Raw genomic sequence first — 26,739 nt, 5'->3', positions numbered from 1 at the left:
CTCTGTTTTGTTTGGCGGGCGGCGTTTTACGCACGTTCGCCAAGCGGCAGGGTTGCGTCCCCTTCCGCCCCTCCTGCATAATCATTAGCTTGTCTAAGGATGGTGGATGAGGGTAACTGCGTTGCGTCCTGTTATCCACTCCATGTGATCTAGTCGCTAACCACACCCTCCGTCCTCATGCTGAGGTGCTTTGGCCAAAGGGCAAAGCCTCGAAGCATCCGCCGCGCACTCTGCGCTCTCGTCCCGCAACCCTCGTCCTTCGAGGCCCCTCAGTATGAGGGTTGCTACCGTTGCAGCCTGTCACGCAATTAATGCAACAGATCAAACAATTGCCGTCAGCCCGATCTCCCCCTTAAGGGGGAGATGCTTGGCAAGGCGGAGGGGATGAGCCGCGTGTGCTACCCTCACCCATTATCCCGCTGAAAAATCCAATCATGATCCGGGTGGTTCTTGAAACGCCATTTGCGCATCGGCCCTGCCATGACGTTGAGATAATACATCTCATAGCCATAGGGCGCACCGCAGGGGTGATGGCCCTTGGGCACCAGCACGACATCGCCATCCGAAACCGCCATGGTTTCATCCAGCGAGCCATCCTCCGTAAACACCCGCTGGAAGCCGAAGCCCTTGTTAGGGTTGAGGCGGTGGTAGTAGGTTTCTTCGAGATAGGTCATGTCGGGGAAATTGTCCTCGTCATGTCGGTGCGGCGGGTAGGACGACCAGTGGCCGGAGGGGGTGAAAACTTCTGTGACCAGCAGGCTATCGGCCACATCGCGGTCTTCCATGGCGATGGGGAAGATGTAGCGGGTGTTGGCGCCCTTGCCGCGTTCGCTGAGTGAAATGCCGGTGGGGCCGATGACCTGCGCTTGCCTGCCCGGCTTGGCGGGTGCGGTGCAGACGCCGATGGTGCAATCGCTCGTGGCTTTGACAGACCAAGACGAACCGGCGGGAATATAGACGCAATGCGGCGGCTTGCGCTCGAACACATTCATGCGGTCGCCAAGTTCGCCGAAGTTCTTGTCTTCGGACGAGACCTCCGCCTTGCCTTCCACCAGAACCAAAATGACTTCGGTATCCCCGGTTGCCTCGCTGGCGGTCTCGCCCGGTTTCAGCCGGTAGAGACCGAAACCGACATAGCCCCATTCCGCACTCTCAGGCGTGATATCATGGACCTTGCCAGACTGACCGGTCGGCTTGCGCAGCAGATTTGCCATCACTCATCTCCTCATTCAGGCTTTATCAAGCCCGGCTTCTCTGGCATATGCCCGAAGCGATTTAAGCCCGAGGCTCTGGTATTCGAAGGGATTGCGAACGTCTGGATCCTGCTCAGCCTCGATGACTAACCAGCCGCTGTAGCCATGCTCGGCAGCAATTTTCAGGACGGATGGAAAATCGACGCCGCCGTCCGTATCGCCAGGAACGGTGAACACGCCGCGGCGCACACCTTCAAGGAAGGATAGATTTTCGTTGCGCACCTGGGCTGCAATCTCAGGCCGGACGTTTTTCGCATGGATATGGCCGACGCGATCCATGTGCTTGCGCGCAAGACGTGCGGGATCACCACCGCCGAATAGCGTGTGACCGGTGTCCAGCAGCAGCTTGGTGTGCGGGCCGGTGGCTTCCATCAAGCGGTCGATCTCGTCTTCGCTCTCGATGATGGTGCCCATGTGGTGATGGTAAACCAGCGCAACGCCCTGTTCGGCGGCAAATGCCGCCAGCGCTTCCACGCCTTCACCGAAGTTTTTCCAGTCAGCATCGGCAAGCTTTGGACGGTCATTGACCGGCTTGCCGTCATCGCCGTGAATGGCGTTGGAGGTCTCGCAGACAATGATGACCTTTGAGCCCAAGGCTTTCAGAAGATCGAACGCGGGCTGCATGGCCGCCTTCTCGTCTTCGATGGAGTTGGTCAGAAGGTTGAGCGAATGCCAGCCCGAAACGAAGCGCAGGTTGCGGGGCTCGAGCACCGCCTTCAGCGCATCTGGCTGCTGCGGGAACTTGTGGCCTTTTTCGATGCCATCGAAACCGATTTTCGAGGTTTCATCCAGGCATTGCTCGAGGCTGATGTGCGCGCCCAGAGTGCGGTCGTCGTCATTGCTCCAGGCAATGGGGTTGGTGCCGTAAAGGATCATCTCACTGTCTTTCCTTCAACGCGGCTTCATAAGCGGCGCGTGCATTGTTGACTTCCGTTCGGTCTGACACTTCCGGCACCGCCACATCCCACCAGTACCCACCGGCATCCGGTGTCGGATAGGGGTCGGTATCGATGACGATGACGGTCGTGACCGTCGCTTCACGCGCCGCATTCAGTGCTGTTTCCAACTCCGCAACCGAGGACACCTTGTGGGCATCCGCGCCCATGCTGGCGGCGTGGGCGGTGAAATCGATGGCGATGGGGTTGGTGTGGTTGGTGTGGGCGTAGAGGTTGTTGAACTCCGCGCCGCCGGTGCCCATTTGCAGACGGTTGATGCAGCCGTAACCCCTGTTATCGGTAATCACGAGGGTAATTTTCACGCCCATGGCGACGGCGGTGGCAAGCTCCGAATTCATCATCATGTAGGAGCCGTCGCCGACCATGACGATCACGTCACGATGCGGCTCGGCCATCTTGATGCCAAGGCCACCGGCGATCTCGTAACCCATGCAGGAGAAGCCGTACTCCATGTGGTAAGAGAGCGGCAGTTTGGCCTTCCACAGCTGGTGCAGTTCTCCGGGCATGGTGCCTGCCGCACACATGACGACGGTGTTGTCACGCGAGGCCCGCTGCACGGCACCGATGACCTGCATGTCGGTTGGCAGGCTGTTGGCTTCCGTGGGAGCAGCCGTCACGGCATCGGCCTTTGCGAACCATTGCTGTTTCAACGCGGTGTCGGGTGCCGCAAAACGATGACTGCCCAAGGCGGCTGAAAGCTTCTGAAGCCCCACCTTGGCATCCGCCGTGAGGCTGATGGCGTTGTGCTTGGCGCTGTCATAGGGCTGGACGTTGAGCGCCAGCAGCTTGCGGTCCGGGTTCTTGAACAGCGCCCAGGAACCGGTGGTGAAATCCTGAAAGCGGGTGCCGATGCCGAAAACGAGATCGGCCTTTTCGGCGATGGCATTGGCGCTATCTGCACCGGTGACGCCGACGGGGCCGAAGTTCAGGTCGTGATCCCATGCGAGTGCAGATTTGCCCGCCTGCGTTTCGATAACCGGAATGGAGTGCGTTTCGGCAAAGCGTTTGAGCGTTTCCGTCGCGCCGGAGAAATGCACGCCACCACCGGCGACGATGACCGGATTTTTGGCGGCTTTCATGGCGGCGACGGCTTCTTCGAACTCTGCGATGTCGGGCTCAGGACGACGCTGACGCCAGACTTTTTTCTCGAAGAAGCTGGCTGGATAATCGTGAGCTTCCGCTTGCACATCCTGGCAGAAAGCCAGCGTGACGGGGCCACAATCGGCGGGGTCGGTCATGGTGCGCATGGCGCGCGGCAAGGCTGTCAAAAGCTGTTCAGGACGCGTGATGCGGTCGAAATAGCGGCTGACGGGTTTGAAGCAATCATTAGCCGACACGGTGCCATCGCCAAAATCCTCTATCTGCTGCAAAACCGGGTCGGGGCCGCGATTGGCGAAGACATCGCCGGGGATGAGCAGAACAGGCAGGCGGTTGACATGGGCCAGTGCGGCAGCAGTTACCATATTCGTCGCACCGGGGCCGATGGAGGATGTGACCGCCATCGCGCGGCGGCGGCCAAGCTGCTTGGAATAGGCGATGGCGGCGTGGGCCATGGATTGTTCGTTCTGGCCGCGATAGGTCTTCAGATCATCACGAATGCCGTAGAGCGCCTCACCGAGACCGGCGACATTGCCGTGGCCGAAGATGGCCCAGACACCGGCGATATAGGTGTCGTCATCCTCGTTCAATTGTGCGGCCAGATAGCGCACCATTGCCTGCGCTGCCGTCAAACGTAGTGTCGTCACGCTGCCTCTCCCTTGTTTCCTGCGGCCCGCGCCTCATCCCAGATGCGGCAGAGCGCACTGTAGCGATCCGCCATTTGAGCGACGGCCTCCTCGTCACTCATCTCGCCGGAAAGCCATGCCCGACCAGCATCCGCAAAAATCGTGCGGCCCACGGCAAAGCCTTTGACCAGATCGAAACCTGCTGCCAGACGGAAGCTCTCCTCCAGCTCCGCCTGTGGTGCATCCAGGCCCAGCACCACGATACCGCGCACATAGGCGTCGTTGCGCTGCACCGCGTCAGTCGCATTCTTCCACGCGGCCTTGCTTTTCATCGGCTCCAGCTTCCACCAGTCCGGATAGACGCCGATCTCGTAGAAACGGTCGATAATCTTGGCCGTCGTCGTGTCATCCACGGCACCGACTTTGGACGGAATGACTTCCAGCAGCAGCTCCAGCCGGTTGCGACGGGCGGCCTGGAACAGGCGCAGCACCGTGTCTTCCTGCTCCTTGCGCAAATCCTCGGCATCATCTGGGTGATAGAAGCACAGAACCTTGACGACATTGTTGGCAGGCCATTCATTCAGGCCGCCGAAATCGAGGCCGAGTTCCGGCTCCAGCGTCAGGGGCCGAGAGCCGGGCCATTCCACGGGCCTGCCGATCCAGAGGTTCGTACCGCTCGCCTCATAAAGCGCGTCGCGGCCCAAGCGGCTGTCGCAGAGAATGCCGTATCCGGCTTCGCCGCCGGACACCTGAAGGGCGGCTTGCAGGCAAAGTGTCTTGAAGTCGCCAATCTTGCCATGATCGACACCGGCTTCATCCGCCATCGTTTCCAGTTGCATGCGGTGGTCGAAGGCGAAGACGCGCATGGTGTTCCAGTCGCCCTTGCGGTTGGTGGCCCAATGCACCTGTTCCAGCGCTTCATCCTTGCGCAACGCCTTGTTCTTGATCCCGGCGCGGAAGAAATATTGCAGCTCTTCCCAGCTTGGGTAAGCGGGGGTGCAGCCGTGGCGAGACACCGCGAAGGCACCGCAGGCATTGGCATATTTCAGTGTCGTCGGCCAATCTTGGCCGCGCAGCCAGCCGCGGAACAGGCCAGCCATGAAGCCGTCGCCTGCACCCAGCACATTGAAGACCTCGATGGGGAAACCTTCCCCGGAGAGGCCGTCATCGAGGCTGGCCGGAATATCGCCAGGGAATACGACCGCGCCCATGGGACCGCGCTTGCAGACCAAGGTCGCCTTGGAGACCTTGCGCACCGCGTTCAACGCCGCCAACGTATCCGTCGATCCGCCTGCAATATGGAACTCCTCTTCCGTCCCGACAATGAGGTCGAACAGATGCAGGGTCGATTGCAGCTTGGCCGTGACCTTCTGCGACTCCACGAAGCGGCTTTCGCCATCGCCATGGCCCGCAACGCCCCAGAGGTTGGGGCGATAGTCTATATCGAGCGCGGTCCTGGCACCATTTTCCCGGGCAAGCCGCAGCGCCTTCAAGACGGCAGCTTCGGTGCGCGGATGGGAAAGATGCGTCCCCGTTGCGCAGACGCATTCGGCGCTGGCAATGAAGGCCGGATCAATGTCGTCTTCGCACAGCGCCATGTCTGCACAGTTCTCGCGATAGAAGATCAGCGGAAATTGCGACTGGTCGCGAATGCCAAGGAGAACCAGCGCCGTCAGGCGTTCCGGGTCGGTGGTCACGCCTGCGACATCCACCCCTTCGCGCACCAGCTGTTCGCGGATGAACCGGCCCATATGCTCATCGCCCACGCGGGTGACGACGGCGGTCTTCAGGCCCAACCGTGCAGCGCCTGCGGCGATGTTGGTGGGGGAACCGCCGATATATTTGTTGAAGGAAGACATGTCCTCCAGCCGACCGCCGACCTGCGCGCCGTAAAGATCGACCGACGAGCGGCCAATGGTAATGAGATCGAGCTTTTTCACGACCGTCCTCCCTCGCTCTAACGCGAATCCTGCCTCTAGGAATGACACTCCACCATCATTCCATTTCAGGTTATTTTTGGACTATAAATTCCATTTTCCCTGCTTTCAACATAAATATTCAATTTTGACGGTGCGTGCCCACGCCCACTGCCAACGCTATGGCAACACAAAGCGTGGCCGAAAGCGAGCGAAACGCGCCAAAATCGACTTCCGAAACGGCCAAAATCGTCGCTCCGAGTTTGCGCATCGGACTGACTGCCGTATCGGTCAGCGCCACGACCGGGATGCGTCTTGAAAGGCTGGAGGAGACGAGGTCCATCGTCTCCGCCGAGTAGGGTGAGAAGGTTATGGCCAGTACGACATCGCCGGTGCGGATTGCGCTTTCATTGTGCAATTGCCCCACCGAAGCATGCAGCATGGCAGGAACGCCCATCTTTTCAAACGCATAGGCCAGATAACTGGCGACCGCGAATGAACGACGCAAACCGATGATGTGAATGGTCGAAGCTTTGGCGAGAACCTCGATCGCGGTTTCGAACTCCTGCGGATCGACGGTGTTCAACACACTTTCCAGCGAGGCGCGGCCCGCATCCACGAATTCGGCCAGCAGCAGTGCACCGCCGTCTTCGCCATTGTTGCGCAGGTTGCTCAGTCGCGTCGTGTAATCCGGCCAGCCGCCGGTGTAATGCTCGCGAAACAGCTTCTGCATCTGCGAATAGCCTGAGAACCCCATGATCTGGCTGAACCGCATGACGGCGGATGGCTGAACGCCAGCGACTTCCGCCAGCTCTGCCACCGTCGAGACGGCAATGCGGTCCGCATTGGAAGCGATGTAGTCAGCGCATTGGCGGAGGCGTTTCGGCAGGCTGTCAGTCACCTCCAGCAACCGTTCCTGAAAGGCTTCCACCGTTGCTGGGGCCGCGTTTGCGATCATGACATCTCCCTTGTTTTTCATCCCACCTGCAATATGGAATATCCATTCCAAAAAATTTCACAAGTATTCCACGGCGATTCATCTGATGACAGTGACGGCCTGACATGGCATAGGGACGCCAAACTCCCAGCTTATCGGTTAGACCTCCATGATCCGCATCGAAAACATCAGCAAATCCGCCAGCCATCGCATCCTCTTTATCGAGGCCTCGGCTGCGCTCAATCGCGGAGAAAAGGTCGGTCTGGTCGGCCCAAACGGTGCAGGCAAGACCACGCTGTTTCGGATGATCACGGGTCAGGAACAGCCGGACGAAGGGCAAGTCGCCTCCGACAAGCACGTCACCATCGGCTACTTCAATCAGGATGTCGGCGAAATGGCGGGCCGCAGTGCGGTGGCAGAAGCCATGGAAGGTGCAGGCCCCGTCAGCGCCGTGGCGACCGAACTGCGTGAACTCGAGGCACGGATGGTCGATCCCGATCAGCTCGACCAGATGGACGAGATCATCGAGCGTTACGGCGAGGTGCAGGCGCGCTACGAAGAGCTGGATGGCTACTCGCTGGAAGGCCGCGCACGCGAAGTCTTGGCAGGCCTGAGCTTCAGCCAGGAAATGATGGATGGCGATGTCGGCAAGCTGTCGGGCGGTTGGAAGATGCGCGTGGCGCTGGCCCGCATTCTGCTGATGCGGCCCGATGTGATGCTGCTCGACGAACCGAGCAACCACTTGGATATCGAGAGCCTCATATGGCTCGAAAATTTCCTGAAGACCTATGACGGCGCGCTATTGATGACGTCGCATGACCGCGAGTTCATGAACCGCATCGTCAATAAAATCATCGAGATCGATGCGGGCTCGCTGACGAGCTACACCGGCGACTATGGCTTTTACGAGCAGCAGCGCGCCCAGAACGAAAAGCAGCAGCAGGCCCAGTTCGAGCGCCAGCAGGCGATGCTTGCAAAGGAAATCAAGTTTATCGAGCGCTTCAAGGCGCGCGCCTCGCATGCTTCGCAGGTGCAGAGCCGCGTCAAGAAGCTGGAAAAGATCGACCGCGTCGAGCCGCCAAAGCGCAGGCAGAGCGTTGCATTCGACTTCCTGCCAGCACCACGCTCCGGTGAAGACGTCGTTTCACTGAAACAGGTTAACAAGACCTATGGCTCGCGCCGCATCTATGAAAGCCTCGACTTCATGATCCGCCGCAAGGAGCGCTGGTGCATCATGGGTGTGAACGGCGCGGGTAAATCCACGCTGCTCAAACTGATCGCAGGCACGGCAAAGCCTGATAACGGCACCGTCACCGTAGGGGCCAGCGTCAAGCTCGGCTATTTCGCGCAGCATTCCATGGATTTGCTGGATGGCGACAGCACCGTGCTGCAATGGCTGGAGCAGCGCTTTCCCAAGGCGGGACAGGCGCCGCTACGCGCGCTATCCGGCTGCTTCGGCTTTTCGGGTGACGACGTCGAAAAGAAGTGCCGCGTTCTCTCGGGTGGCGAAAAGGCGCGTCTGGTCATGGCCGCCATGCTGTTCGACCCGCCAAACTTCCTCGTTCTGGACGAACCGACCAACCACCTTGATCTCGACACCAAGGAAATGTTGATCAAGGCGCTGGGTGAATATGAAGGCACTATGCTTTTCGTTTCGCATGATCGCCACTTCCTCGGTGCACTGTCCAACCGCGTGCTGGAACTGACACCTGATGGCATCCACCAATATGGTGGCGGCTATACGGAGTATGTCGAAAGAACAGGCGCGGAGGCTCCGGGGCTGCTATCATAGGTTTTGCATAGGGCACACTGAGGTTTTGGGAGGAACCGAGGATGGGTAAAGCGCAAATCGTGGGCTGGGCGCACGGACAGTTCGGCAAATCACCGCTCGAAAACACCGAACAACTCATGGCCTCCGTGCTTGCCCCGGCCATGGAACATGCCGGTATCGACGCCGGAGATATCGACGGCATCTTTGTCGGCGTGATGAACAACGGCTTTTCCAAGCAGGACTTTCAGGCGGCCCTTGTGGCCATGGGCGATGAACGGCTGACGCACACACCGGCTGTGCGTTTCGAAAATGCATGTGCCACCGGCACCGCGGCGCTCTACAGCGCCATGGATTTTATCGAAGCCGGTCGCGGGCGCATCGCCCTTGTGGTGGGTGCAGAGAAAATGACCGCTCTGCCGACAGCGGAAGTCGGAGATATACTTCTGTCCGCCTGCTACCGCGCCGAGGAAGCCGATATAGACGGCGGTTTCGCGGGACAGTTCGGGCGCATCGCCCAGACCTACTTTCAGCGTTACGGCGACCGTTCGGAAGAGTTGGCGATGATTGCGGCCAAGAACCACGCAAACGGAGCAGCCAATCCCTACGCTCATATGCGCAAGGATTTCGGCTTCGAGTTCTGCAACGCGGTTTCCGACAAGAATCCCTATGTGGCAGCGCCATTGCGCAGAACGGATTGCTCGCTGATTTCAGATGGTGCAGCCGCCATTGTGCTGGCAGATGAGGAAACCGCGGCAAGTCTTCAGCGCGCCATCGGTTTTCGTGCGCGAACGCAAGTCAACGACATCATCGCCCTCAGCCGCCGCGATCCGCTTGCATTCGAGGGTGCACGGCGGGCTTGGTCGAAGTCGCTGGATAGCGCGGGGATCGATATTTTCGATTTGTCGCTGGTGGAAACCCACGACTGCTTCACCATCGCAGAGCTGATCGAGTACGAAGCCATGGGGCTCGCCGCACCCGGTGAAGGCTACCGTGTGGTGCGGGATGGGACGACACGCAAGGACGGGCGCCTGCCGATCAACCCATCCGGCGGCCTCAAGTCCAAAGGGCATCCGATTGGCGCGACCGGCGTTTCGATGCACATCATGGCGGCCATGCAGTTGGTGGGAGAGGCACAGGGCATGCAGGTGCCGGATGCAAGCCTTGCAGGCGTTTTCAACATGGGCGGAACGGCTGTGGCGAACTATGTGTCGATCATGGAACGGATGAAATAGGCCAAAGCGCCTGCGTTCCAGAAATAGAAAATGCGGCCAGAGGGCCGCATTTCAAATATTCATCTCATAAATAGATCAGTTCATTGTTTCCCAGCCGCTGCGGACATCCGATGCAGACTTGCTGAGGTGCACGTGGGCGTCTACATGATCGACCCAATCCAGCGGGATGAGGTGGTGTTTGCCATCCTGCGAGTCGGTTCTGGTCAGCTTTATGCGGCTTGTGCCTTCCATGTGATCGACGGTGCCGACGTGGCTGCCATCTGCGGAAAGAACTTCCATATGCTCGCGGATTTTATCTTCAGAAATCATTTCTGTTTCCTCCGTTGTTTTATTGAACTGCGGGGAGGAAACAGAAATGCGGGCGTTTCGTTCCCGCTTTTCATGACAAAGAATGGAAAGCCGACGCGGCGCGCTTTCTAGAAAAGAGCGTCGGCGAAGAGATCGTCGTCATCTGCTGCGGCTGGCTGGCTGGCAGGCGCGGCTGACGATGTCGCTGCATTGGCAGGCAGGAAACGCAGGTGAATATCGCGTTCCTGCGCCATGGTGTACAGCTTGTAGACGCGCAGGCTGAAGGGTTCGATCTTTTCGCTGAAACCTGAAACGTCTGCGTTGAAGCCCTGCGAAAGCTGGGCAGCGATCTGGCAGCATTCGTTGAATGTGTTGCCCAGCTCGCTTTGGAAATCCAGCGTGACGACGGCGGCGCTGATACGGCTGAACACCGCCTGCCCTTCCTCGGCCAGCGCTTCGATGCCCGTTTCCATCTGGGTCTTGGCGTGGCGAACCGATTCCAGCGCTTCGTTGAGCGGTGCGGCAAGATCGGCGGACAGTCCACGCCCTTCCTTGGCCAGTTGCTGCGTGGTGGTTTCCACACGGTGCAATTCTTCCACGATGGCATCGGCTGGCGTTTCCAGTTTGCCTGCGAACACCCGCATTTCACCACTGACCACGTTCACGGAGCGACCAGCGTCGCCCAGCTTCGAGCAGCGAAGGTTGGAGTTGAGCGCCATGTAATGAATGTCGATCTTGATGGAACGCAGGATTTCGATGCCGCGCGACAGTTCCTGCGCGCTGTTGGTGACAGACTGCACCACCTTGTCCGCGTCGGCACTGCTTTCCTGAACGCGGGCCACGAGAGCGCAGGCTTCAACAATGCCCTGCTCCATCAGCGCCAGCACGTTACGTTCGCCGTTCTTGGTTCTATCGACCAGTTCGTCGCGCAGCGAAAGAATGCGGGCGGCATCGTCGGCGAAGCTCGAAATGCTGGTGAAAATCTTGCCGCAGTCTCGATGGAAATCAGCGGCGGTTTCATCCATCTGCGCGCTGGCCAGCTGCAACACGGCTTCCTTTAGGATGACATGTTCGTTGTGATCCAGTTCCTTGCCTTCAGGCGAGGCCACGAAATCATCCAGCAATTGCAGTGAGCTTTGGATGTGCTCGATACGCTGGCGGGTTATATCGCCGATCTGGAGAGATGAAAGAACGGACCCGATCTTGCCCTGAATGGTCTGGGCGATCTTTTTGACCTGAGCGGCGATGTCCGCCATCTCCTGGTGCTGCTGCGAAATGCGCGCGGAGTTTTCGGTCAGGCCCTTGATGATCTGTGGAATGGTGTCATCGAAATCGGACTTGGTATGGGACGAGAAGGACAGCGCCTTGATGAGCTGCGTGCGCATGACATCCAGGTTCTTGGCGAAGCGACCAACTTCATCGGCACCGGATTGAATGCGTTCACGGATTTCATCAGCAAAGCCGGCGAATTCGGCAAGACCGGCACCGGTGATCTTCACCGTGATCGCGAAGGTCTTGAGGTAACGGATGGTCTCGTGGATATCGTAAATATGTCCACCGGTGGACTCGCACATATCGGCCAGCGATTTGAAACCCGCCTGACGCTTTTCTTCGGTCTTCGGCAATTGCGCCAGATCGTCGATGGTCTTGCGCAGACCTTCGACGTTGCTTTTGGCGGTCTTGCCATCCAGCGTGCCGGTCATCCCGTCCAGAATACCGGTGAGATTGCCCAGAATGTCCATCACGGAAACAAGAACAGCGCCGCCATCGAGAAATCTCTTCTCGATTTTTGCATGGGCAGCGGTCAGCTTGGCGCTGAATTCAGCCTGCTGGTCAAGTTGGTAGGTCGTGTTGGACTTCAGCACAGTATTCATGGTCGCTTCCGATCTCGCGTTGTGATTGCACGCTAGGCGGATTTAGAAAACGACTGGTAAATCGCACGCATCTTTGGAGGCTAAAAACCAAACACAGTTAACAGTTGTGGTAACAACGCTGGTTAATTAAAGTTGTATCCAGCGATGACACAACTGACCGGGTCAGTTGCGCCACTTGTTGGTATCGACATGTGCATCGTCTTTGCCGAAGAACCGCGAGGCGGCTTCGGTGCGGTTGCGCACGTTCATCTTCTTGTAGATGTTGCGAACATGGACCTTAACCGTGTTTTCAGACAGGTGCAGCCGGTCTGCGATGATCTTGTTCTGGGTGCCCTTGCACAGGAGATCGAGGATCTGCACTTCGCGGGTGGTCAGCGCGCAGAACTCGTTCTTGCGTGCTGCCAGCGCATCGGCGCGGTTGGCAACGACGGCACGGGTATCATAGACCGTGCTTCTGGACACTTCCGGTCCGGCGGTCAGCCTGCCGAGCAAGGCGGATGGGAAATGCTCGCCACCCTTGATGAGAAGATCGACCGCCGCCATGAACACATCGAGACGCAGATTGAGTGGCAGGACACCATCGATGATGCGTGTCTCGACCAGTTGCTTGAGATAGGTCTCGATCATATCGATCGCGTCGATCACAAGGGCGATGCGGGCGAGCGGGTGCTTGTGGCGAACATCCGCCAGAAGATCTCCCAGGCGCGGGCCTGAGATCTTGTAGAAAAGGACCAGCCTTACGTCTTGCGTATGCGGCTCGGCGATGGATGCCGAGGGGGCAGCGCTGACCATGTCGCAAGCCGGGAACTTTTTGCCCAATGCCTCGACAAGACATTCGGAAAAGAGATCTTCATTGGCCACCACAAGTATAGTGCCCACTGACGATAAAGCTCCGTTGCTATGTTTTGTGTCTATTACTCTAGATGCAACCATGAACATATACGCCTCCCTGTAGCGTTACGCAGATACTTTGTGTCATGTGTTAGCACGGTGATTGGGTGTAGCGCCGACCAAAGACGTTTCCACCTCCCCCAGCTATTAATCGTTAGCTATTTATTAATCACGAAAAATAGTACGGAAAAAATACAAAGGAAATTGCCCAAAGGGGTTAGTGTGCCCGAATCAGCATAATAATCAGGGAATTTTTCATTTTCCTAATGCAATTTGTTAGTTCACACTAAAACAATCTTTAAAACTTGCATTGTTCAGTTGTATTAATACTCTAATATAATTTTCGATTGCCGTATTCTCGGTCGCTTCATGGACGTCAAGAATATTTACAGTCTTTTTTTTCTGTCCAAAAGAACTGTTTTTTTCACCCACTCGGCGAAAAAGTGCTCCGACAGCGCGAAAAAGAACTCTAATCCTTCTGACAATAGCTCTTGGCGGCACATCGTGGTTACGGATTGCTTAATCCCATTTAGCAACTGGTAAGCGTCCATCAACTCGGACACATTCGGCCCCGTTGCAACAGACCGCAACCGGTTCGACACAGTCTCATCATCTTGTATCTGCGTAACGATGTGACCTGCCAGCCGACACAACAGTCCAGACAAACCGAAGCATGAAATCTGCAATCGCTTGCGATTGCGGAGCTGGATTTGCGCATGTTCGTATCAGCGTCCTGTGCATTCCAAAAAACAACGACCGGTAAATCCGGGCCTTGAACCGCAGACGAAACGTCCTGCGTACGTCTGCACCATGTGAACATCGGAGTGAGCGCGAGTAAAATCCCATTTAAGATGAGAGGGATTTCGAAAGCTGCTCCGAACTTTTTCGGAGGGAATTCAAAATGACTCAGAACAATCATCAGCAGCCAGCGGGCGACGACATCACGAAGATCGGCGCGCTTGCAGAAGGCTTCGCCAACACATCGACGAACAACAGCGATGTGGATGACAGCAACGTCGGAGTGGGGAACGGCGGCAACCGCGACAACACCTACACCGACAACAGCCAGAACCTGGATGTCGATGCCAAGGTACAGGTCGCGACAGACAATGGCGACAACCGCGACAACAGCTATGACTGGGACTACGACAGCAAGTCTTACAGCTATAGCGACAACGACACCAATTCCAACAACAAGACCGTCAGCGTCAACGATGCCGACACCAGCATCAAGAGTGACTACGACTGGAGCTACGAAAGCAAAACGGATAGCCACGACGAAACCAAGGTCATCACGACCTCGGACAACGACACCAAGACGTTCAACTATTCCGACAACGATACCGACACTGACATCAAGACGACGACGGACAGCTTCAACTCGAGCTTTGCCAAGACGGACACCGATTTCTCCACGATGGAAGACATCAAGGACATCGGCAACCTGGGCGTTGCTGGCGGCGACATCGCGTTCAATCTGGGCGACGACTTCTCCTTCTCTCTCAGCGTCGACAACATTCTCAACAACTCGTTGAACGGTGACGGCAACGACAGCGCGTTCAGCCTTGTTCAGGCCAGCCATCTGGCTGATCAGGACAGCGCATATAACATCACCATGGAAAACCAGAACGCCGAGAACCACCTGAGTGCCAATGGCGGCGACGCCCAAGGTGCGCAGGGTATGGATATGGACGGCAAGGGTTGGGACCTCAAGGCAGGCGACGACGTCGCGGGCAGCAGCTCGGCCAATGCCTCTGCGATCCTGGCAAACTCCGGCTTCCATCTGGAACTGGTACAGGGTGCAAACCTGCTTACCAACTCCTTCGACGGTAGCGTTATCGGTGGCGATTCCCACCATGTCGGCGAAGACGGCGGCGCTTGAGCCCTCGCTCTCTCAATTGAAAGGATTGCACCGGCTTTTGCCGGTGCAGTTGCCGGTTGGGACAGCCGGTAGACCCCATCGACGGGCAGCAACATCGGAAGCCGGATTGGCCCTCTGAACGTGCGCCTGATCACAGCGGGTCTGAAGAGGAGGGACAGCCATGTATATGGACAGAATTTCCGACATGATCGCCCATTTCATCGGGCTTTTCGAATCTGAAATCGAAGACGCGCGGATGAGAAACCACTACGCCGAAGGTCGCGGCCTGCACAGTGATGCACAGATGCCAGCGCCCGGTGAAGCCGGAGCGGATGACAAGGATTACGATGTCGCCTTGCAGGATTACGATCCCGGCGTGAAATACCGCTCGGGCCATTTCGAATTCACCGCCATACGCACCCACCACGGCCACAGCTTCGAAGACTCGCTGCACAGATTGCACGACATCGCCTCACGGGACCTCAGCGCGCCACACTACAGAATGCCGGGTCATGGTGGCGGCTACGGGGAAGATCAGGCTGAACTCGTGCTCTATCAGGGCCCGGGCTCGGTCATTGCCCATGTCTCGCAGCTGACGCTGTTGCAGGATGACGACTTTCTTAACATGACGGATGGCCCGAACATTCTGCGCGACACGACCTTCGCGACAGAGAGGACCATGGAATTCTATAGCGAAGCATCACATCTGACGCCGTTTGAAAGCTACCACCGCACCGACACCTATGAAGGTTTGCAGGCGGTCGCCAGGAATGTGCACGATTTTATTGACGAGGCACGCGACAGCGACACCACCTCGCTCGGCACCGGCGCGACGCAGGATTTCGTGCTGGCTGGTCACTCCATCAATGGCATCTACATGAACGGCGCATCCGTCAGCGCTCTGCCTGACGTTGACGATTTCATGCCCGATCGCGGTATTGCCAAACCACCCGTGGAGCCGGAAGAGAGCAATGTGCCACTGGAAAGCCATGGCGGCGCGGGCAACAGTCTCGATGTGGCGGCGGGTGCCAATGTGGTCGCCAATATCGTGTCGGTCGTCAATACCGGCATTATGGCTCCAGTGACGGCGGTGATGGGCGATTACCACCAGATCGACGCCATCACGCAATCCTATATCTATAGCGATCGCGATGAGATCGGCTCGTCTTTCACGACCCATGAGGACCATGCCGCAACGGTTGCCAACAACATCGCGGCCTTTCAGAGATCGACATATGGCGAAAGCGCCGACGGCTCTGATACGGACGGCACGGCAGATGCGACGATTTTCCCGACGGCTTGGCGGGTGAGCTATGTCGAGGGCGACGTGTCCTTCGTCCACTGGATCGAGCAGTACCACTTCGTTACCGACAACGACACGATGACCGTGACGACATCGGGTGCCGATGTCAGCGTGCTGACGGGCGGCAACGGTGCGGTCAATCTGGCGACCTTCCTCGGCATCGGCATGCAGTATGATCTGATCATCGTCGGCGGCAATGTGCTCGACATGAACATGATCTCGCAGATCGCCGTTCTCTACGACAATGACTGGGCACGCGCCCTTTCCGGTGGTACCTCCGGGGCAACGGTTCAGTCCGGCAACAACCTCATCTGGAACGAGGCTTCGATCCACAATGTCGGCGCCAGCGACCGGTTCGACTCGATGCCCGACTATATGGTCGAGGCAGCGAAGGCAATCAACGAGCGCGATCCGCATATGCCGGACGGGCTTTCGACAGACCCCAATTTCGCAGGCTATGCCGGTCTCAACGTCCTCTACATCACCGGCAATCTCTACGATGTCACCTACATCAAGCAGGTCAGCGTACTCGGCGACTCCGACGACGTGACACAGGCCGCCGCCAAGGTGCTTGCCAACAACGAGAACGCGACCATTCACATCGATACCGGCAGCAACGCCGTCGTCAACGTGGCGCAGATTGTCGATTACGACAGCTTTGGTGGCTCCACCTATGTCGCCGGTCATCTCTATTCCGACGCCGTGCTGATCCAGGGCGGGTTGGTGGAGAACGACACGTCACAGCCGCATCCCAACGGACTGGCCAACGAGGTCATCGCCTTTCTTCACGACGATAACCCCGCCGACGACCATGTCGATGCCGTGTTTAACTCCGGTCACGATCTGTCGTGGTCGCAAGCCCATCCCGTCGACGTCATGCAGACCGCCGTCGCGTGACAGGCCATTCAGGGGACTGTTGAAATGGACCATATTTCAAAAGATAGCATCGATCAGGCCCGCGCTCTGAACGGGACAGGCGCTGGAGATGCAGACACCGATAAGAACCTGACCGAGGCCTGCATCTCGGCGATCGATGAGGCGGTCGATAATTTGCGCCAGCTTTCCGCCGCATCCGCCAAGCCTGACGTGGCAGCGGAACCGGTCAGACGTCCACCGCCGCCAGTCATCGAGGCGCGTGTGACGCCGGAGCAGGATATCCCACCGGTCCAGCCCGCATCCCGCGAGGCACCTACCGAAAAGATCGAGCTGAAATCCAGCCCCGAACCGCAATTCATAAAAACCATCGACAACAATGATGGGCCAATCCGCGAAAACGAACGGCGGCCAATCGCCGGTGGCGGTGGCAACGGTAAAGAGCCCGACCTGACCGGCGGCGGCGGTGGAGGCGGTGGCGGAAGCCACAGCGCTTTCCACAAGCGTAGCGAACCCGTCAACTTCGCGACCAGCCTTGCCAAGGGCATTGCTGCCGTGCGCCGCAACATGGTGATCGTGATGATGTTCACGGTCGCCATCAACGTCCTGCTTCTGGCGATCCCCCTCTATCTCTTCCAGATTTCCGACCGCGTTCTGACCAGCCGATCCATGGATACGCTGGTGATGCTGACGATTGCGGTGATTGGCGCTGTGCTGTTGCAGGCCTTCATGGACTCCATCCGCCGCTTCATTCTTATGCGCACGGCGGTGGAACTTGAGGTCCAGCTCGGTGCACCCATCCTGAGTGCTGCCGCTCGCGCTTCCTTGCATGGCAGCGGCAAGGATTACCAGATACTTCAAGACCTTCAGCAGCTTCGTTCATTTCTGACATCCGGCACGTTGATCGCGTTTCTGGATGCGCCGCTGATGCCGCTGTTCGTCTTGGTGGTCTATCTGGTGCACCCGCATCTGGGCATCATCATCATGGCCTGTTGCGTGGTTCTGTTCATCATCGCCTGGCTGAACCAGAAATTCACGGCAAAACAGTTTTCGGAAGCGAACGGTTATCATAGCCGCGCGAACTTCCACCTCGACAGCATGTCTCGCAATTCGCAGATCATCAACGCTCTGGCGATGATACCGGAAGCGGTGAAGATGTGGGGTCGTGAGACGGCGGGATCGCTCAAGTCCCACGTCGCTGCGCAGGACCGCAACATCATGTTCTCCGGTGTCTCCAAGGCGTGCCGGATGATTACCCAGATCGCCCTTCTGGGCTGGGGCGCACATCTGTCTCTGGCTGGCGAACTGACCGGCGGCATGGTGATCGCCGCCTCCATCGTATCTGGCCGGGCGCTCGCGCCCATCGAAGGTGCTATCGAAGGTTGGCACCAGTTCAACAAATCCGCCTCGTCCTATGGGCGGATCAAGCAGCTTCTCATCACCTCGCCACTCAATTTCCCGCGCCTGCGCCTGCCCAACCCCGAGGGGCGGCTGGATGTAGAGCGCATTCTGTTCGTGCCTCCACCCCAGAAGAAGGTGATCCTCAACGGCATTTCCTTCTCCCTGAAAAAGGGGGAGTCGCTGGCCATCATAGGCAATTCCGGTTCAGGTAAGACGACGCTCGGCAAGATGCTGGTCGGCTCCATCCTGCCCACCTCCGGCAATGTGCGCCTCGATCTGATGGATTTGCGCAACTGGGATCAGCGGCAGTTCGGTGAAAGCATCGGCTATCTGCCGCAGGACGTGCAGCTGTTTCCCGGCACCATCAAAGCCAATATCTGCCGCATGCGCGACGACGTCGAAGACGAGCAGATTTATCACGCAGCGGTGCTTGCCGATGTGCACGAGCTGATCGCAGGCTTTCCGCAAGGCTACGAGACGGTTGTCGCCGCCGATGGCGCACCGCTTTCTGGCGGACAGAAGCAACGCATAGCGCTGGCTCGCGCCTTCTTCGGCGATCCGAAATTCGTGGTGCTGGACGAGCCGAACTCCAACCTCGACACGCAAGGCGAACAGGCGCTGGCAAAGGCGCTGCTGCATGCCAAGAAACAGGGCATCACCACCGTCACGATCACCCAGCGCCCTGCCCTGCTGCAATGCGTCGACAAGATCATGGTTCTCAAAGACGGCTCGGTGGCGATGTTCGGTGAGCGTATCGACGTTCTCAAGGCGCTGTCAGGAAACCGGGGTCCACAGCCGAACCAATCTTCGCAGATAGAGGGATGAAAGCCATGGCGTTGCGAAAGAAACAAAAGCCTGTCGAGCAGGGCCCGGTCGAGTGGTACAGCGAAGTGCCCCGCTCCATCCGCATGTACAGCGTCACGGGTCTGGCCGTTCTGTTCGCCTCGTTCGGCGGCTTCGGTTACTGGGCGGGCACGGCACCGCTGGCCTCGGCAATCATCGCCCAAGGCAGTTTCGTTGCCACCGGCAACAACAAGATCATCCAGCATCTCGAAGGCGGCATCATCAAGGAAATGAGGGTGAATGAAGGTGCTGTGGTGAAGGAGGGCGACATTCTCGTCGTTCTCGACAAGACGGCAGCCCTTTCCAATCAGAAGATGATCAACCTGAAGCGGCTTCGCCTCGAAACGATCGTTTACCGCCTGCGCGCCGAGGCTCAGGGCGAAAAGACGTTCAAGGTTCCCGCTATCGTGATGGCGGAAGCCAGCGACCCGGATGTGAATGCCATCATCCAGGGCCAGAACGTCGTTTTTCATAGCAAGCAGATCAAACTGGAAGAGCAACTCAATCTGGTCGAGAAAAACATCCGCTCCCTCGAGTTCCGCTTTGTCGGCTACAAGGGACAGAAAGCATCCTTTGAGCGACAGCAATCACTGCTGGAGCAGGAGCGCGATTCCAAGGCCAAGCTCGCCCGGGACGGCGTGATCCGCAAGACGGACATGCTGGCGCTAGAACGTGCCATTGCCGATGCGATGGGCGACATTTCGCGTCTGGACGGTGAAATGAACCAGAGCGAAGCCGAAATCGCGAAATTCCGTCAGGAAGCCGTGATTGCCGTCAACTCCAACAAGCAGGCCGCGCTCGATGCACTCGAAACCGCCGAGGCCGACCTCGACGGTGTGCGCCAGCAATTGCGCGAAGCGGAGCAGGTGCTGGAGCGGACGATCATCCGCTCGCCTGTCAACGGCACGGTCATTCGCTCCTACTACCATACGGCAGGCGGCGTCATCACCACGGGCAAGCCGATCATGGAAATCCTGCCTGCCCATGTGCCGCTCATTCTGGAAGCGCAGGTGTTGCGAACCTCCATCGACCAGCTTCATGAGGGACAGATGGCATCCATCCGTCTTTCAGCGCTCAACCGCCGCACGACACCGGTGCTGGACGGCAAAGTATTTTACGTTTCGGCAGACAGTATTGAAGAAAATGCCGGGATGCAGGTCAAGGACGTCTATATCGTGCGCGTACAGATATCGGACGAGGAACTGGCCAAGGTCCACGGCTTTCACCCCGTTCCCGGCATGCCCGCCGATGTGATGATTCAGACATCGGAGCGCACGTTCTTCGAATATCTTACGAAGCCGATTGCCGACAGCATGTCACGGGCGTTCAAGGAACGCTGAGACTGAAGCCAGCGTCCTCCTTGCCAATACACCGGCCCGAATATCCTTATAGATATCAGGGCCGATGCTGTATGATCGTTTCATACTGAGGCTGGAGGGTTTAAGATGGCGGCTATGTCTGATGTCCTGCTGCTGGTCGGTCGCCTCAACTATGTCTGGACCAACACCGAAAGCCTGCTGATCTATATCATCGCCCATCTCTTGAAGGTCGAGAAGGAGGCTGCGATCATCGTATTCCTGACGCTGAATACGACTCGCGCACGCATGGATCTGGTTGAGCGCCTTGCCAAGCTCCGGTCCACGCCGGTCCCTGAACGAAAAGCCATTCTCGGCGCGATGGCGCGACTGAAAAAAGAGTCAAAGACCCGCAACAAATACAATCATTGCATCTACGCTTTTGATGAAAACGGAGACATTTCCAGCACGCAGTTGATGCGGCTCGTGGAGGATGAGAAGCGGGTTCGTTACGGCAAGGTCGAGCCAGTGGATGCCGCCGAAATCAAACTTTTGGAACAGTCGATTGCAGCGATTACCTCCATCAGCAAAGATATGTGGATCTTCATCAAGAACAGCAAATACGTGTCCGGCGATCTATAAAGCCGCGCGTCTGAATGTCAGATTGAAGCGGGCGCGTCCTGCCTCCTCGTGCGTGCCTTCTTTCAACGGCATAATGCCATGAAAAAACAGGCGAGACGGACCGCCCCAGACCACGACGTCACCATGGCTCAGCAGGTATTTGCGCACCGGATCACCTCTGTTGATGCCGCCGAACTGGAAGGTGGCAGGCAGGCCAAGAGAGACGGATACGATGGGATTGGTGAAATCCTTCTCATCCTTATCCTGATGCAGCGCCATTTTCGCACCCGGCTCATAGCGGTTGATCAGGCAGGCATCTGGCACGAAGTCTGGATATCCGGCTTGTTTGGCGGCATTGATGGCGAGAGACATAAAAGCGTCCGGCATGGCGGGCCAGGGCTCGCCGCTCACAGGATCGGTGTTTTGATAGCGGTAGCCCTTGCGATCCGTCACCCAGCCGAAGGGTCCGCAATTCGTCATGCCGACAGACATGGAGAAGCCACCGGGTGTGACCATATGTCGGAAGGGAGCAGATGCCGATATCTGGTTGATCTGCTTCAGCAAATCATCTGCGTGTGTGGACGCGTAGCGGCGCAGCAACCAAGCGCCTTGCGCCATCTCCTCATTGGTACTATCAAGCCCTGAGAAAAGATCGTCCATCATGCCAGTGCCTTCTCGGCCATCGCCATGACCGAGGGGTGGACCAGCGGGCGATATCCGGCTTTCAAGGCACGCAGCGTCGAGGGTGGCGTCAGCAAGCCATCCACGAAAGGCAAGGCATTGGTAGCCTCATATCCATCAGCGCTCCACCTGTAAGCCTCACCCTTCATGATAAGATAGGCGTCTCCAGCAGCAGCGATCATCACGCCATCTGGCAACTCGTCCAAGGTCAGGAGCAGCATGTTCAGACGCTTGCGCCGTGACTGAAGTCTTTCCCTGTGCAGGACGATGTCTATATCTCCGGCACTGGGGAGAGATGTGCCATTGCCCTCGGCCCACGCCGCCTGGAACTTGTCCGCATCCGGCCTGCGGCACTGGAAGCAGGGCCGGTGTCCCGCGGCCAATGCCGTTGCCTCATCGAAAAAGAATAGCTCGGTCCAACTGCGTGTCCCCATGACATCCCGGCGCGTGTTCTTGTACTCGCAACTGCACACGAGCCACGCCTTCGACGTCCAGCGTTTCGTCGTCAGCGTCTTGGTCTCGGGATCATGCAGAATACCGCGATTGCCAGTGAAAAGGCCGCGCATGGGCAAGTCAACAATATCGCCAAACGGATCGACGCGATTCTGTAGCGGCATACTGTTCTCCCTGACGACAATGAGCAATTCGCTCAAGTCACATGCAAAAAGAGACGATTTTAGGGAGCTGGCGTGCCGCGATTTCGTTGTAAATGCGGCGTTAAGCATAATGGTCCATAGCTTGTAAGTGAATTCGTGGCCACGGCGTCACTAGTTGAGAAGGTTCACTTATATGTCCGCTCCGCAGATGCGCCGGAAGTTGTTTTCCCACGACAGACCCGACATCGTCTACGCCATCGGCGATGTTCACGGCTGCTTCGACCTGTTGCAGGCGCTGCAACAGAAGATTCTGAACGACGCGGCACAGCAACAGGGCTCCAAATGGATCGTGATGCTGGGCGATTATGTGGATCGCGGGCCGAAATCCTCCTACGTTATCCACGAGTTGATGCAGCCTATGACCGGCGACATCGAACGCTTCTGCCTTGCAGGCAACCATGAACAGACGATGCTGGATTTTCTTGTCGATCCGCGCAAGGATCACCTCTGGCTTCAGTTTGGCGGCATGGAAACGTTGCGGTCCTACGGCATCGGGGCGATTCCCGATGACATGAAGGCGTTCCGCGCGCAACTTCACGAGATGATTCCCGCCGACCACATCTCGTTCATGACCTCTCTGCCGTCGCTGCTGGCAGTGCCGGGCCTTTGCTTCGTACATGCGGGTGTCGTGAATGGCGTTCCGCTGCAAAGGCAGGAAGACGAGAATTTGTTGTGGATACGCCCCAAGGATCAGACCATGCCGGGCGCCGACAACCTGTTTTTGACCGTGCACGGCCATACGCCGGTACGTACTGTGTCTTTGATGGACAACAGACTGAACGTCGACACCGGTGCGTTCATGACCGGTCGACTGTCCGCGGTGAAGATCACGCGTGATGGAACCGTGACGGTGATGCACGCGGAATAGCGACTGGCCCACCTCGCCCTCCGTCATTCCGCACTCGATGCGGAATCCAGTGCGATCAAGTCTTTGATCGCGGAACGACTCTTTCGCGCCGCAGACGCAGCGCGCTGGATACCGGCTCAGGGCCGGTATGACGGAAAAGAGAAAGTTAGCCAAAATAAAACCACCGCCTGGCATTCAGACGGTGGTTTGTATTCATGCAGCCACTTTTAGTGGTTATCGCGTGGCACGCCCTTGGTCTGGGCAATGCGCTGATACTTGACCGCATTTTCCAGAACCGCACCGGTTTCCATCTGGCCGACGAGGCCGCGCTGGATTTCCTGCCATGGGGTCTGGTGATCGGGGAACTTATAGCCGCCTTCGGCCGCCAGCGCTTCATAACGCTTGGCCAGTTCTTCCGGCGAAATCAGAATGTCCGCCTTGCCCTGACCAACGTCGATGCGAACCCGGTCGCCAGTCCGAAGGATGGCGAGGCCGCCACCGGCAGCCGCTTCTGGCGATGCGTTCAGAATGGACGGGCTGCCCGAAGTGCCGGACTGGCGACCATCACCGATGCAGGGAAGCGAGGTGATGCCCTGCTTGAGCAGGTAATCAGGCGCACGCATGTTGACGACTTCGGCGGCACCCGGATAACCGATAGGACCGGCACCACGCATGAACAGAACCGTGTTGGCGTCGATGCCGAGCGACGGATCGTCGATGCGGTGGTGGTAATCTTCCGGGCCATCGAACACCACGGCCTTGCCTTCGAAGGCTTCCGGATCATTCGGGTTGGACAGGTAACGTTCGCGGAATTCCGGCGAGATAACGCTGGTCTTCATGATGGCAGACGAGAACAGGTTGCCACGCAGAACGCGGAAACCGGCACGTTCCTTCAATGGCTGATCGAACGGACGAATGACCTTTTCGTCTTCGATGATGGCGCCACGGCAGTTATCGCCAATGCTCTTGCCGTTGACCGTCATCGCGTCTTCCTTGATGAGGCCCTGCGTCATCAACTGGTTGACGACCGCTGGTACGCCGCCAGCATGGTAATAATCTTCGCCGAGATATTCACCGGCAGGCTGAAGATTGACCAACAAAGGCACTTCTTCGCCATAGGTCTGCCAGTCATCGACCGTCAGTTCGACGTCGAGGTGACGGGCCAAACCGTTCAGGTGGATCGGTGCGTTGGTGGAACCGCCGATGGCCGAGTTGACGCGGATGGCGTTAATGAACGCATCCTTCGTCATGATATCGGAAGGCTTCAGGTCTTCGCGAACCATTTCAACGATGCGCAGGCCGGTGAGGTAGGAAATTTCCTGACGGTCGCGATACGGCGCAGGGATCGCAGCAGAACCGGGAAGCTGCATGCCGAGGGCTTCAGCCAGCGAGTTCATGGTCGTTGCCGTGCCCATGGTGTTGCAATAGCCGGTCGAAGGCGCTGAGGAGGCAACGAGCTTCACAAAGCCCGCATAGTCGATCTCGCCCTTCGCCAGAAGTTCGCGGGCCTTCCAGACGATGGTGCCGGAGCCGGTGCGTTCGCCACGGAACCAGCCGTTCAGCATGGGGCCCACGGAGAGGGCGATGGCAGGAATGTTCACGGTGGCCGCCGCCATGAGACAGGCAGGCGTGGTCTTGTCACAGCCGATAGTCAGAACGACGCCGTCAAGCGGATAGCCGTAAAGCACTTCCACGAGGCCGAGATAGGCTAGGTTACGGTCAAGGCCCGCTGTTGGGCGCTTGCCGGTTTCCTGAATGGGGTGAACCGGGAATTCGATGGCGATACCACCCGCTTCTCGGATGCCTTCGCGCAGACGGTGAGCAAGCTCGAGGTGGTGGCGGTTGCACGGCGACAGGTCCGAACCCGTCTGGGCAATACCGATGATCGGGCGATCCGATTGTAGTTCCGCCTGGCTGAGGCCGAAGTTCATGTAGCGCTCGAGGTAGAGCGCCGTCATATCCGCATTGTCAGGGTTATCGAACCAAGCGCGAGAACGCAGCTTACCGCCCTTGCCTTGCGTTGCGGGTAGGTTGTTCTGGTCTTTCATGATTCTGGTCTCCAGCCGGAAGTGGCGAATGGGTACGACTATAGGATTGCGACGACCTTGTGATGAGCGAAAGAGAAAAGAGCCCGGCGACTGTGCGCGCAAGCATCATCAGGCTGGGGACATCGCCCCAGACGACCCGTTTTCTGAAAGCAGTCGATACCGATTGCCACGAAGTTTCCGCCCTGAATTTTTCTTTTACGCCCGCTCATCTGCGGCAATTGACTTCATCGGTCAACACCTCGGATCAGCTTTCGTATTCATATTACTATTTTGCCGGGCAGCGCCTTGTCAAGTAAAGCATCAGGGCGATCCGTTCGCCCGAGAAGAAAAATTTCGACACGGATTTATATTGAAATATAACGAGAATTTCTCGTTTTCTCAGATTTTCAGCACCTAACAACATAAGAAACTGCTTAGGGAGCTCTTTTCAAAGATAATACTATATGCTCATATCACCCTCGTCATAGCCAATTCATCTCTGGGAGGATATAAGATGAAATTAGCACTTGCGGCGGTCACCGTCGCTCTTTCCGCTTGTCTGGCATCAGGCGTATCAGCAAAATCTCTCACCGTTGGCTTCTCGCAGATCGGTTCCGAATCCGGTTGGCGCGCCGCTGAAACGACGGTGACCAAGCAGCAGGCCGAAAAACGCGGCGTGACGCTGAAATTTGCCGATGCGCAGCAGAAGCAGGAAAACCAGATCAAGGCCGTACGCGGCTTTATCGCACAGGGCGTCGATGCGATCTTCATCGCACCCGTCGTCGCAACTGGCTGGGATGCCGTGCTGAAAGAAGCCAAGGAAGAGAAGATTCCCGTCATTCTTCTCGACCGCCAGATCGAGGCTCCAGACGGCCTGTATCTGACAGCCGTGACCTCCGATCAGGTCCATGAAGGCAAGGTTGCCGGTGAATGGCTGGCCAAGGATGTCGGCTCCAAGGACTGCAAGGTGGTCGAGCTTCAGGGCACGACAGGTTCTTCGCCTGCCATCAACCGCAAGAAGGGCTTTGAAGAAGGCATTGCATCGCATGCCAACATCAAGATCGTTCGTTCGCAGACCGGCGACTTTACCCGCACCAAGGGTAAGGAAGTCATGGAAAGCTTCATCAAAGCTGAAGGCGGCGGCAAGGATATCTGCGCAGTCTACGCCCACAATGACGACATGGCTGTCGGCGCAATCCAGGCCATCAAGGAAGCTGGCCTGAAGCCGGGCACGGATATCAAGGTCGTGTCCATCGATGCCGTTCCTGATATCTTCAAGGCGATGGCTGCCGGTGAAGCCAATGCGACGGTGGAACTGACACCGAACATGGCTGGCCCTGCCTTCGATGCGCTCGACGCGTATCTGAAGGACAAGAAAGAGCCTGCAAAGTGGATCCAGACAGAATCCAAACTCTACACCGCGTCTGATGACCCGATGAAGGTTTACGAGGAGAAGAAGGGACTGGGCTACTAAGCCGGTCTCCGCTTC

At 57.7% G+C, this 26,739-nt stretch carries 20 protein-coding genes; 9 read left to right on the top strand and 11 right to left on the bottom strand.

The annotated features are described in order from the left end of the window. Nucleotides 1–404 precede the first annotated feature (404 nt). The 5 genes from iolB to QRN55_RS20905 form a co-directional block, all read right to left on the bottom strand. On the bottom strand, nucleotides 405–1,214 hold the full coding sequence (iolB, locus tag QRN55_RS20925) for a 5-deoxy-glucuronate isomerase (RefSeq protein WP_284778162.1): 810 nt from the start codon (nucleotides 1,212–1,214) through the stop codon (nucleotides 405–407). Nucleotides 1,215–1,229: 15 nt separating this feature from the next. Continuing rightward, nucleotides 1,230–2,129 carry a myo-inosose-2 dehydratase gene (gene iolE, locus QRN55_RS20920; RefSeq protein ID WP_284778161.1) on the bottom strand — a complete coding sequence of 300 codons (900 nt, stop codon included), beginning with the start codon at nucleotides 2,127–2,129 and terminating at the stop codon, nucleotides 1,230–1,232. 1 nt (nucleotide 2,130) lies between these two features. Next, nucleotides 2,131–3,954 (bottom strand): 3D-(3,5/4)-trihydroxycyclohexane-1,2-dione acylhydrolase (decyclizing), encoded by a 1,824-nt coding sequence (iolD, locus tag QRN55_RS20915; RefSeq protein ID WP_284778160.1) that lies wholly within the window; start codon nucleotides 3,952–3,954, stop codon nucleotides 2,131–2,133. Further along, nucleotides 3,951–5,873 (bottom strand): bifunctional 5-dehydro-2-deoxygluconokinase/5-dehydro-2-deoxyphosphogluconate aldolase, encoded by a 1,923-nt coding sequence (locus QRN55_RS20910; protein ID WP_284778159.1) that lies wholly within the window; start codon nucleotides 5,871–5,873, stop codon nucleotides 3,951–3,953. Before QRN55_RS20910 ends, iolD begins: the two co-directional genes overlap by 4 nt. A 118-nt stretch (nucleotides 5,874–5,991) precedes the next feature. After that, complete coding sequence (locus QRN55_RS20905) at nucleotides 5,992–6,807, bottom strand: MurR/RpiR family transcriptional regulator (protein WP_284778158.1); 816 nt, start codon at nucleotides 6,805–6,807, stop codon at nucleotides 5,992–5,994. Between the two features lie 148 nt (nucleotides 6,808–6,955). On the opposite strand from QRN55_RS20905, the gene QRN55_RS20900 reads away from it, so the two are divergent. Then, on the top strand, nucleotides 6,956–8,578 hold the full coding sequence (locus QRN55_RS20900; protein WP_284778157.1) for an ABC-F family ATP-binding cassette domain-containing protein: 1,623 nt from the start codon (nucleotides 6,956–6,958) through the stop codon (nucleotides 8,576–8,578). A gap of 41 nt (nucleotides 8,579–8,619) precedes the next feature. Beyond that, nucleotides 8,620–9,789: an acetyl-CoA acetyltransferase gene (locus QRN55_RS20895; RefSeq protein ID WP_284778156.1), complete on the top strand. Its 1,170-nt coding sequence runs from the start codon at nucleotides 8,620–8,622 to the stop codon at nucleotides 9,787–9,789. A gap of 75 nt (nucleotides 9,790–9,864) precedes the next feature. Here the strand turns inward: QRN55_RS20895 and QRN55_RS20890 are convergent, their stop codons facing one another. The 3 genes from QRN55_RS20890 to QRN55_RS20880 form a co-directional block, all read right to left on the bottom strand. Continuing rightward, entirely contained in the window at nucleotides 9,865–10,098 is a 234-nt protein-coding gene (locus QRN55_RS20890; RefSeq protein WP_111841399.1) for a DUF2171 domain-containing protein, read from the bottom strand. 107 nt (nucleotides 10,099–10,205) lie between these two features. Next, nucleotides 10,206–11,951 (bottom strand): methyl-accepting chemotaxis protein, encoded by a 1,746-nt coding sequence (locus QRN55_RS20885; protein WP_284778154.1) that lies wholly within the window; start codon nucleotides 11,949–11,951, stop codon nucleotides 10,206–10,208. A 162-nt stretch (nucleotides 11,952–12,113) separates the two neighbouring features. After that, a complete protein-coding gene (locus tag QRN55_RS20880; RefSeq protein WP_502871357.1) occupies nucleotides 12,114–12,890 on the bottom strand; it encodes a helix-turn-helix transcriptional regulator in 777 nt (258 codons plus the stop codon). A gap of 853 nt (nucleotides 12,891–13,743) precedes the next feature. Here QRN55_RS20880 and QRN55_RS20875 point away from each other — a divergent pair. The 5 genes from QRN55_RS20875 (at nucleotide 13,744) to QRN55_RS20855 (ending at nucleotide 21,060) form a co-directional block, all read left to right on the top strand. Next, nucleotides 13,744–14,724 carry a fibrinogen-binding protein gene (locus QRN55_RS20875; protein ID WP_284778153.1) on the top strand — a complete coding sequence of 327 codons (981 nt, stop codon included), beginning with the start codon at nucleotides 13,744–13,746 and terminating at the stop codon, nucleotides 14,722–14,724. 160 nt (nucleotides 14,725–14,884) lie between these two features. Continuing rightward, nucleotides 14,885–16,903, top strand: a complete 2,019-nt coding sequence (locus QRN55_RS20870) for a hypothetical protein (RefSeq protein ID WP_284778152.1) — start codon at nucleotides 14,885–14,887, stop codon at nucleotides 16,901–16,903. Between the two features lie 24 nt (nucleotides 16,904–16,927). Then, nucleotides 16,928–19,105 carry a type I secretion system permease/ATPase gene (locus QRN55_RS20865; protein WP_111841405.1) on the top strand — a complete coding sequence of 726 codons (2,178 nt, stop codon included), beginning with the start codon at nucleotides 16,928–16,930 and terminating at the stop codon, nucleotides 19,103–19,105. 5 nt (nucleotides 19,106–19,110) lie between these two features. Then, on the top strand, nucleotides 19,111–20,463 hold the full coding sequence (locus QRN55_RS20860; RefSeq protein ID WP_284778151.1) for an HlyD family type I secretion periplasmic adaptor subunit: 1,353 nt from the start codon (nucleotides 19,111–19,113) through the stop codon (nucleotides 20,461–20,463). A 105-nt stretch (nucleotides 20,464–20,568) separates the two neighbouring features. Then, nucleotides 20,569–21,060, top strand: coding sequence for a hypothetical protein (locus QRN55_RS20855; RefSeq protein ID WP_284778150.1), 492 nt, complete (start codon nucleotides 20,569–20,571; stop codon nucleotides 21,058–21,060). On the opposite strand, the gene alkB is transcribed toward QRN55_RS20855, so the two are convergent. Both alkB and QRN55_RS20845 read right to left on the bottom strand, forming a co-directional pair. Beyond that, the gene (gene alkB / locus QRN55_RS20850) at nucleotides 21,055–21,699 is read right to left on the bottom strand and encodes a DNA oxidative demethylase AlkB (protein WP_284778201.1); all 645 of its coding nucleotides are present in this window, start codon (nucleotides 21,697–21,699) and stop codon (nucleotides 21,055–21,057) included. The two genes, QRN55_RS20855 and alkB, sit on opposite strands and share 6 nt — an antisense overlap. Beyond that, a complete protein-coding gene (locus QRN55_RS20845) occupies nucleotides 21,699–22,337 on the bottom strand; it encodes a hypothetical protein (protein ID WP_284778149.1) in 639 nt (212 codons plus the stop codon). Before QRN55_RS20845 ends, alkB begins: the two co-directional genes overlap by 1 nt. Before the next feature lie 172 nt (nucleotides 22,338–22,509). Here QRN55_RS20845 and QRN55_RS20840 point away from each other — a divergent pair, with 172 nt between their 5' ends. Further along, nucleotides 22,510–23,244, top strand: a complete 735-nt coding sequence (locus tag QRN55_RS20840; RefSeq protein ID WP_284778148.1) for a metallophosphoesterase — start codon at nucleotides 22,510–22,512, stop codon at nucleotides 23,242–23,244. Between the two features lie 206 nt (nucleotides 23,245–23,450). Here the strand turns inward: QRN55_RS20840 and QRN55_RS20835 are convergent, their stop codons facing one another. Continuing rightward, a complete protein-coding gene (locus QRN55_RS20835; protein WP_284778147.1) occupies nucleotides 23,451–25,271 on the bottom strand; it encodes an IlvD/Edd family dehydratase in 1,821 nt (606 codons plus the stop codon). 493 nt (nucleotides 25,272–25,764) lie between these two features. Between QRN55_RS20835 and ytfQ the strand changes: the two genes are divergently transcribed. Further along, complete coding sequence (gene ytfQ / locus QRN55_RS20830; protein ID WP_284778146.1) at nucleotides 25,765–26,724, top strand: galactofuranose ABC transporter, galactofuranose-binding protein YtfQ; 960 nt, start codon at nucleotides 25,765–25,767, stop codon at nucleotides 26,722–26,724. The last annotated feature ends 15 nt before the right edge of the window (nucleotides 26,725–26,739 follow it).

It is taken from the genome of Agrobacterium sp. lyk4-40-TYG-31, assembly GCF_030209855.1.
Lineage (GTDB): Bacteria > Pseudomonadota > Alphaproteobacteria > Rhizobiales > Rhizobiaceae > Agrobacterium > Agrobacterium vaccinii.
Note: the sequence above shows the minus strand (reverse complement) of the source record. Positions and strands in the feature narration are given on the sequence as shown.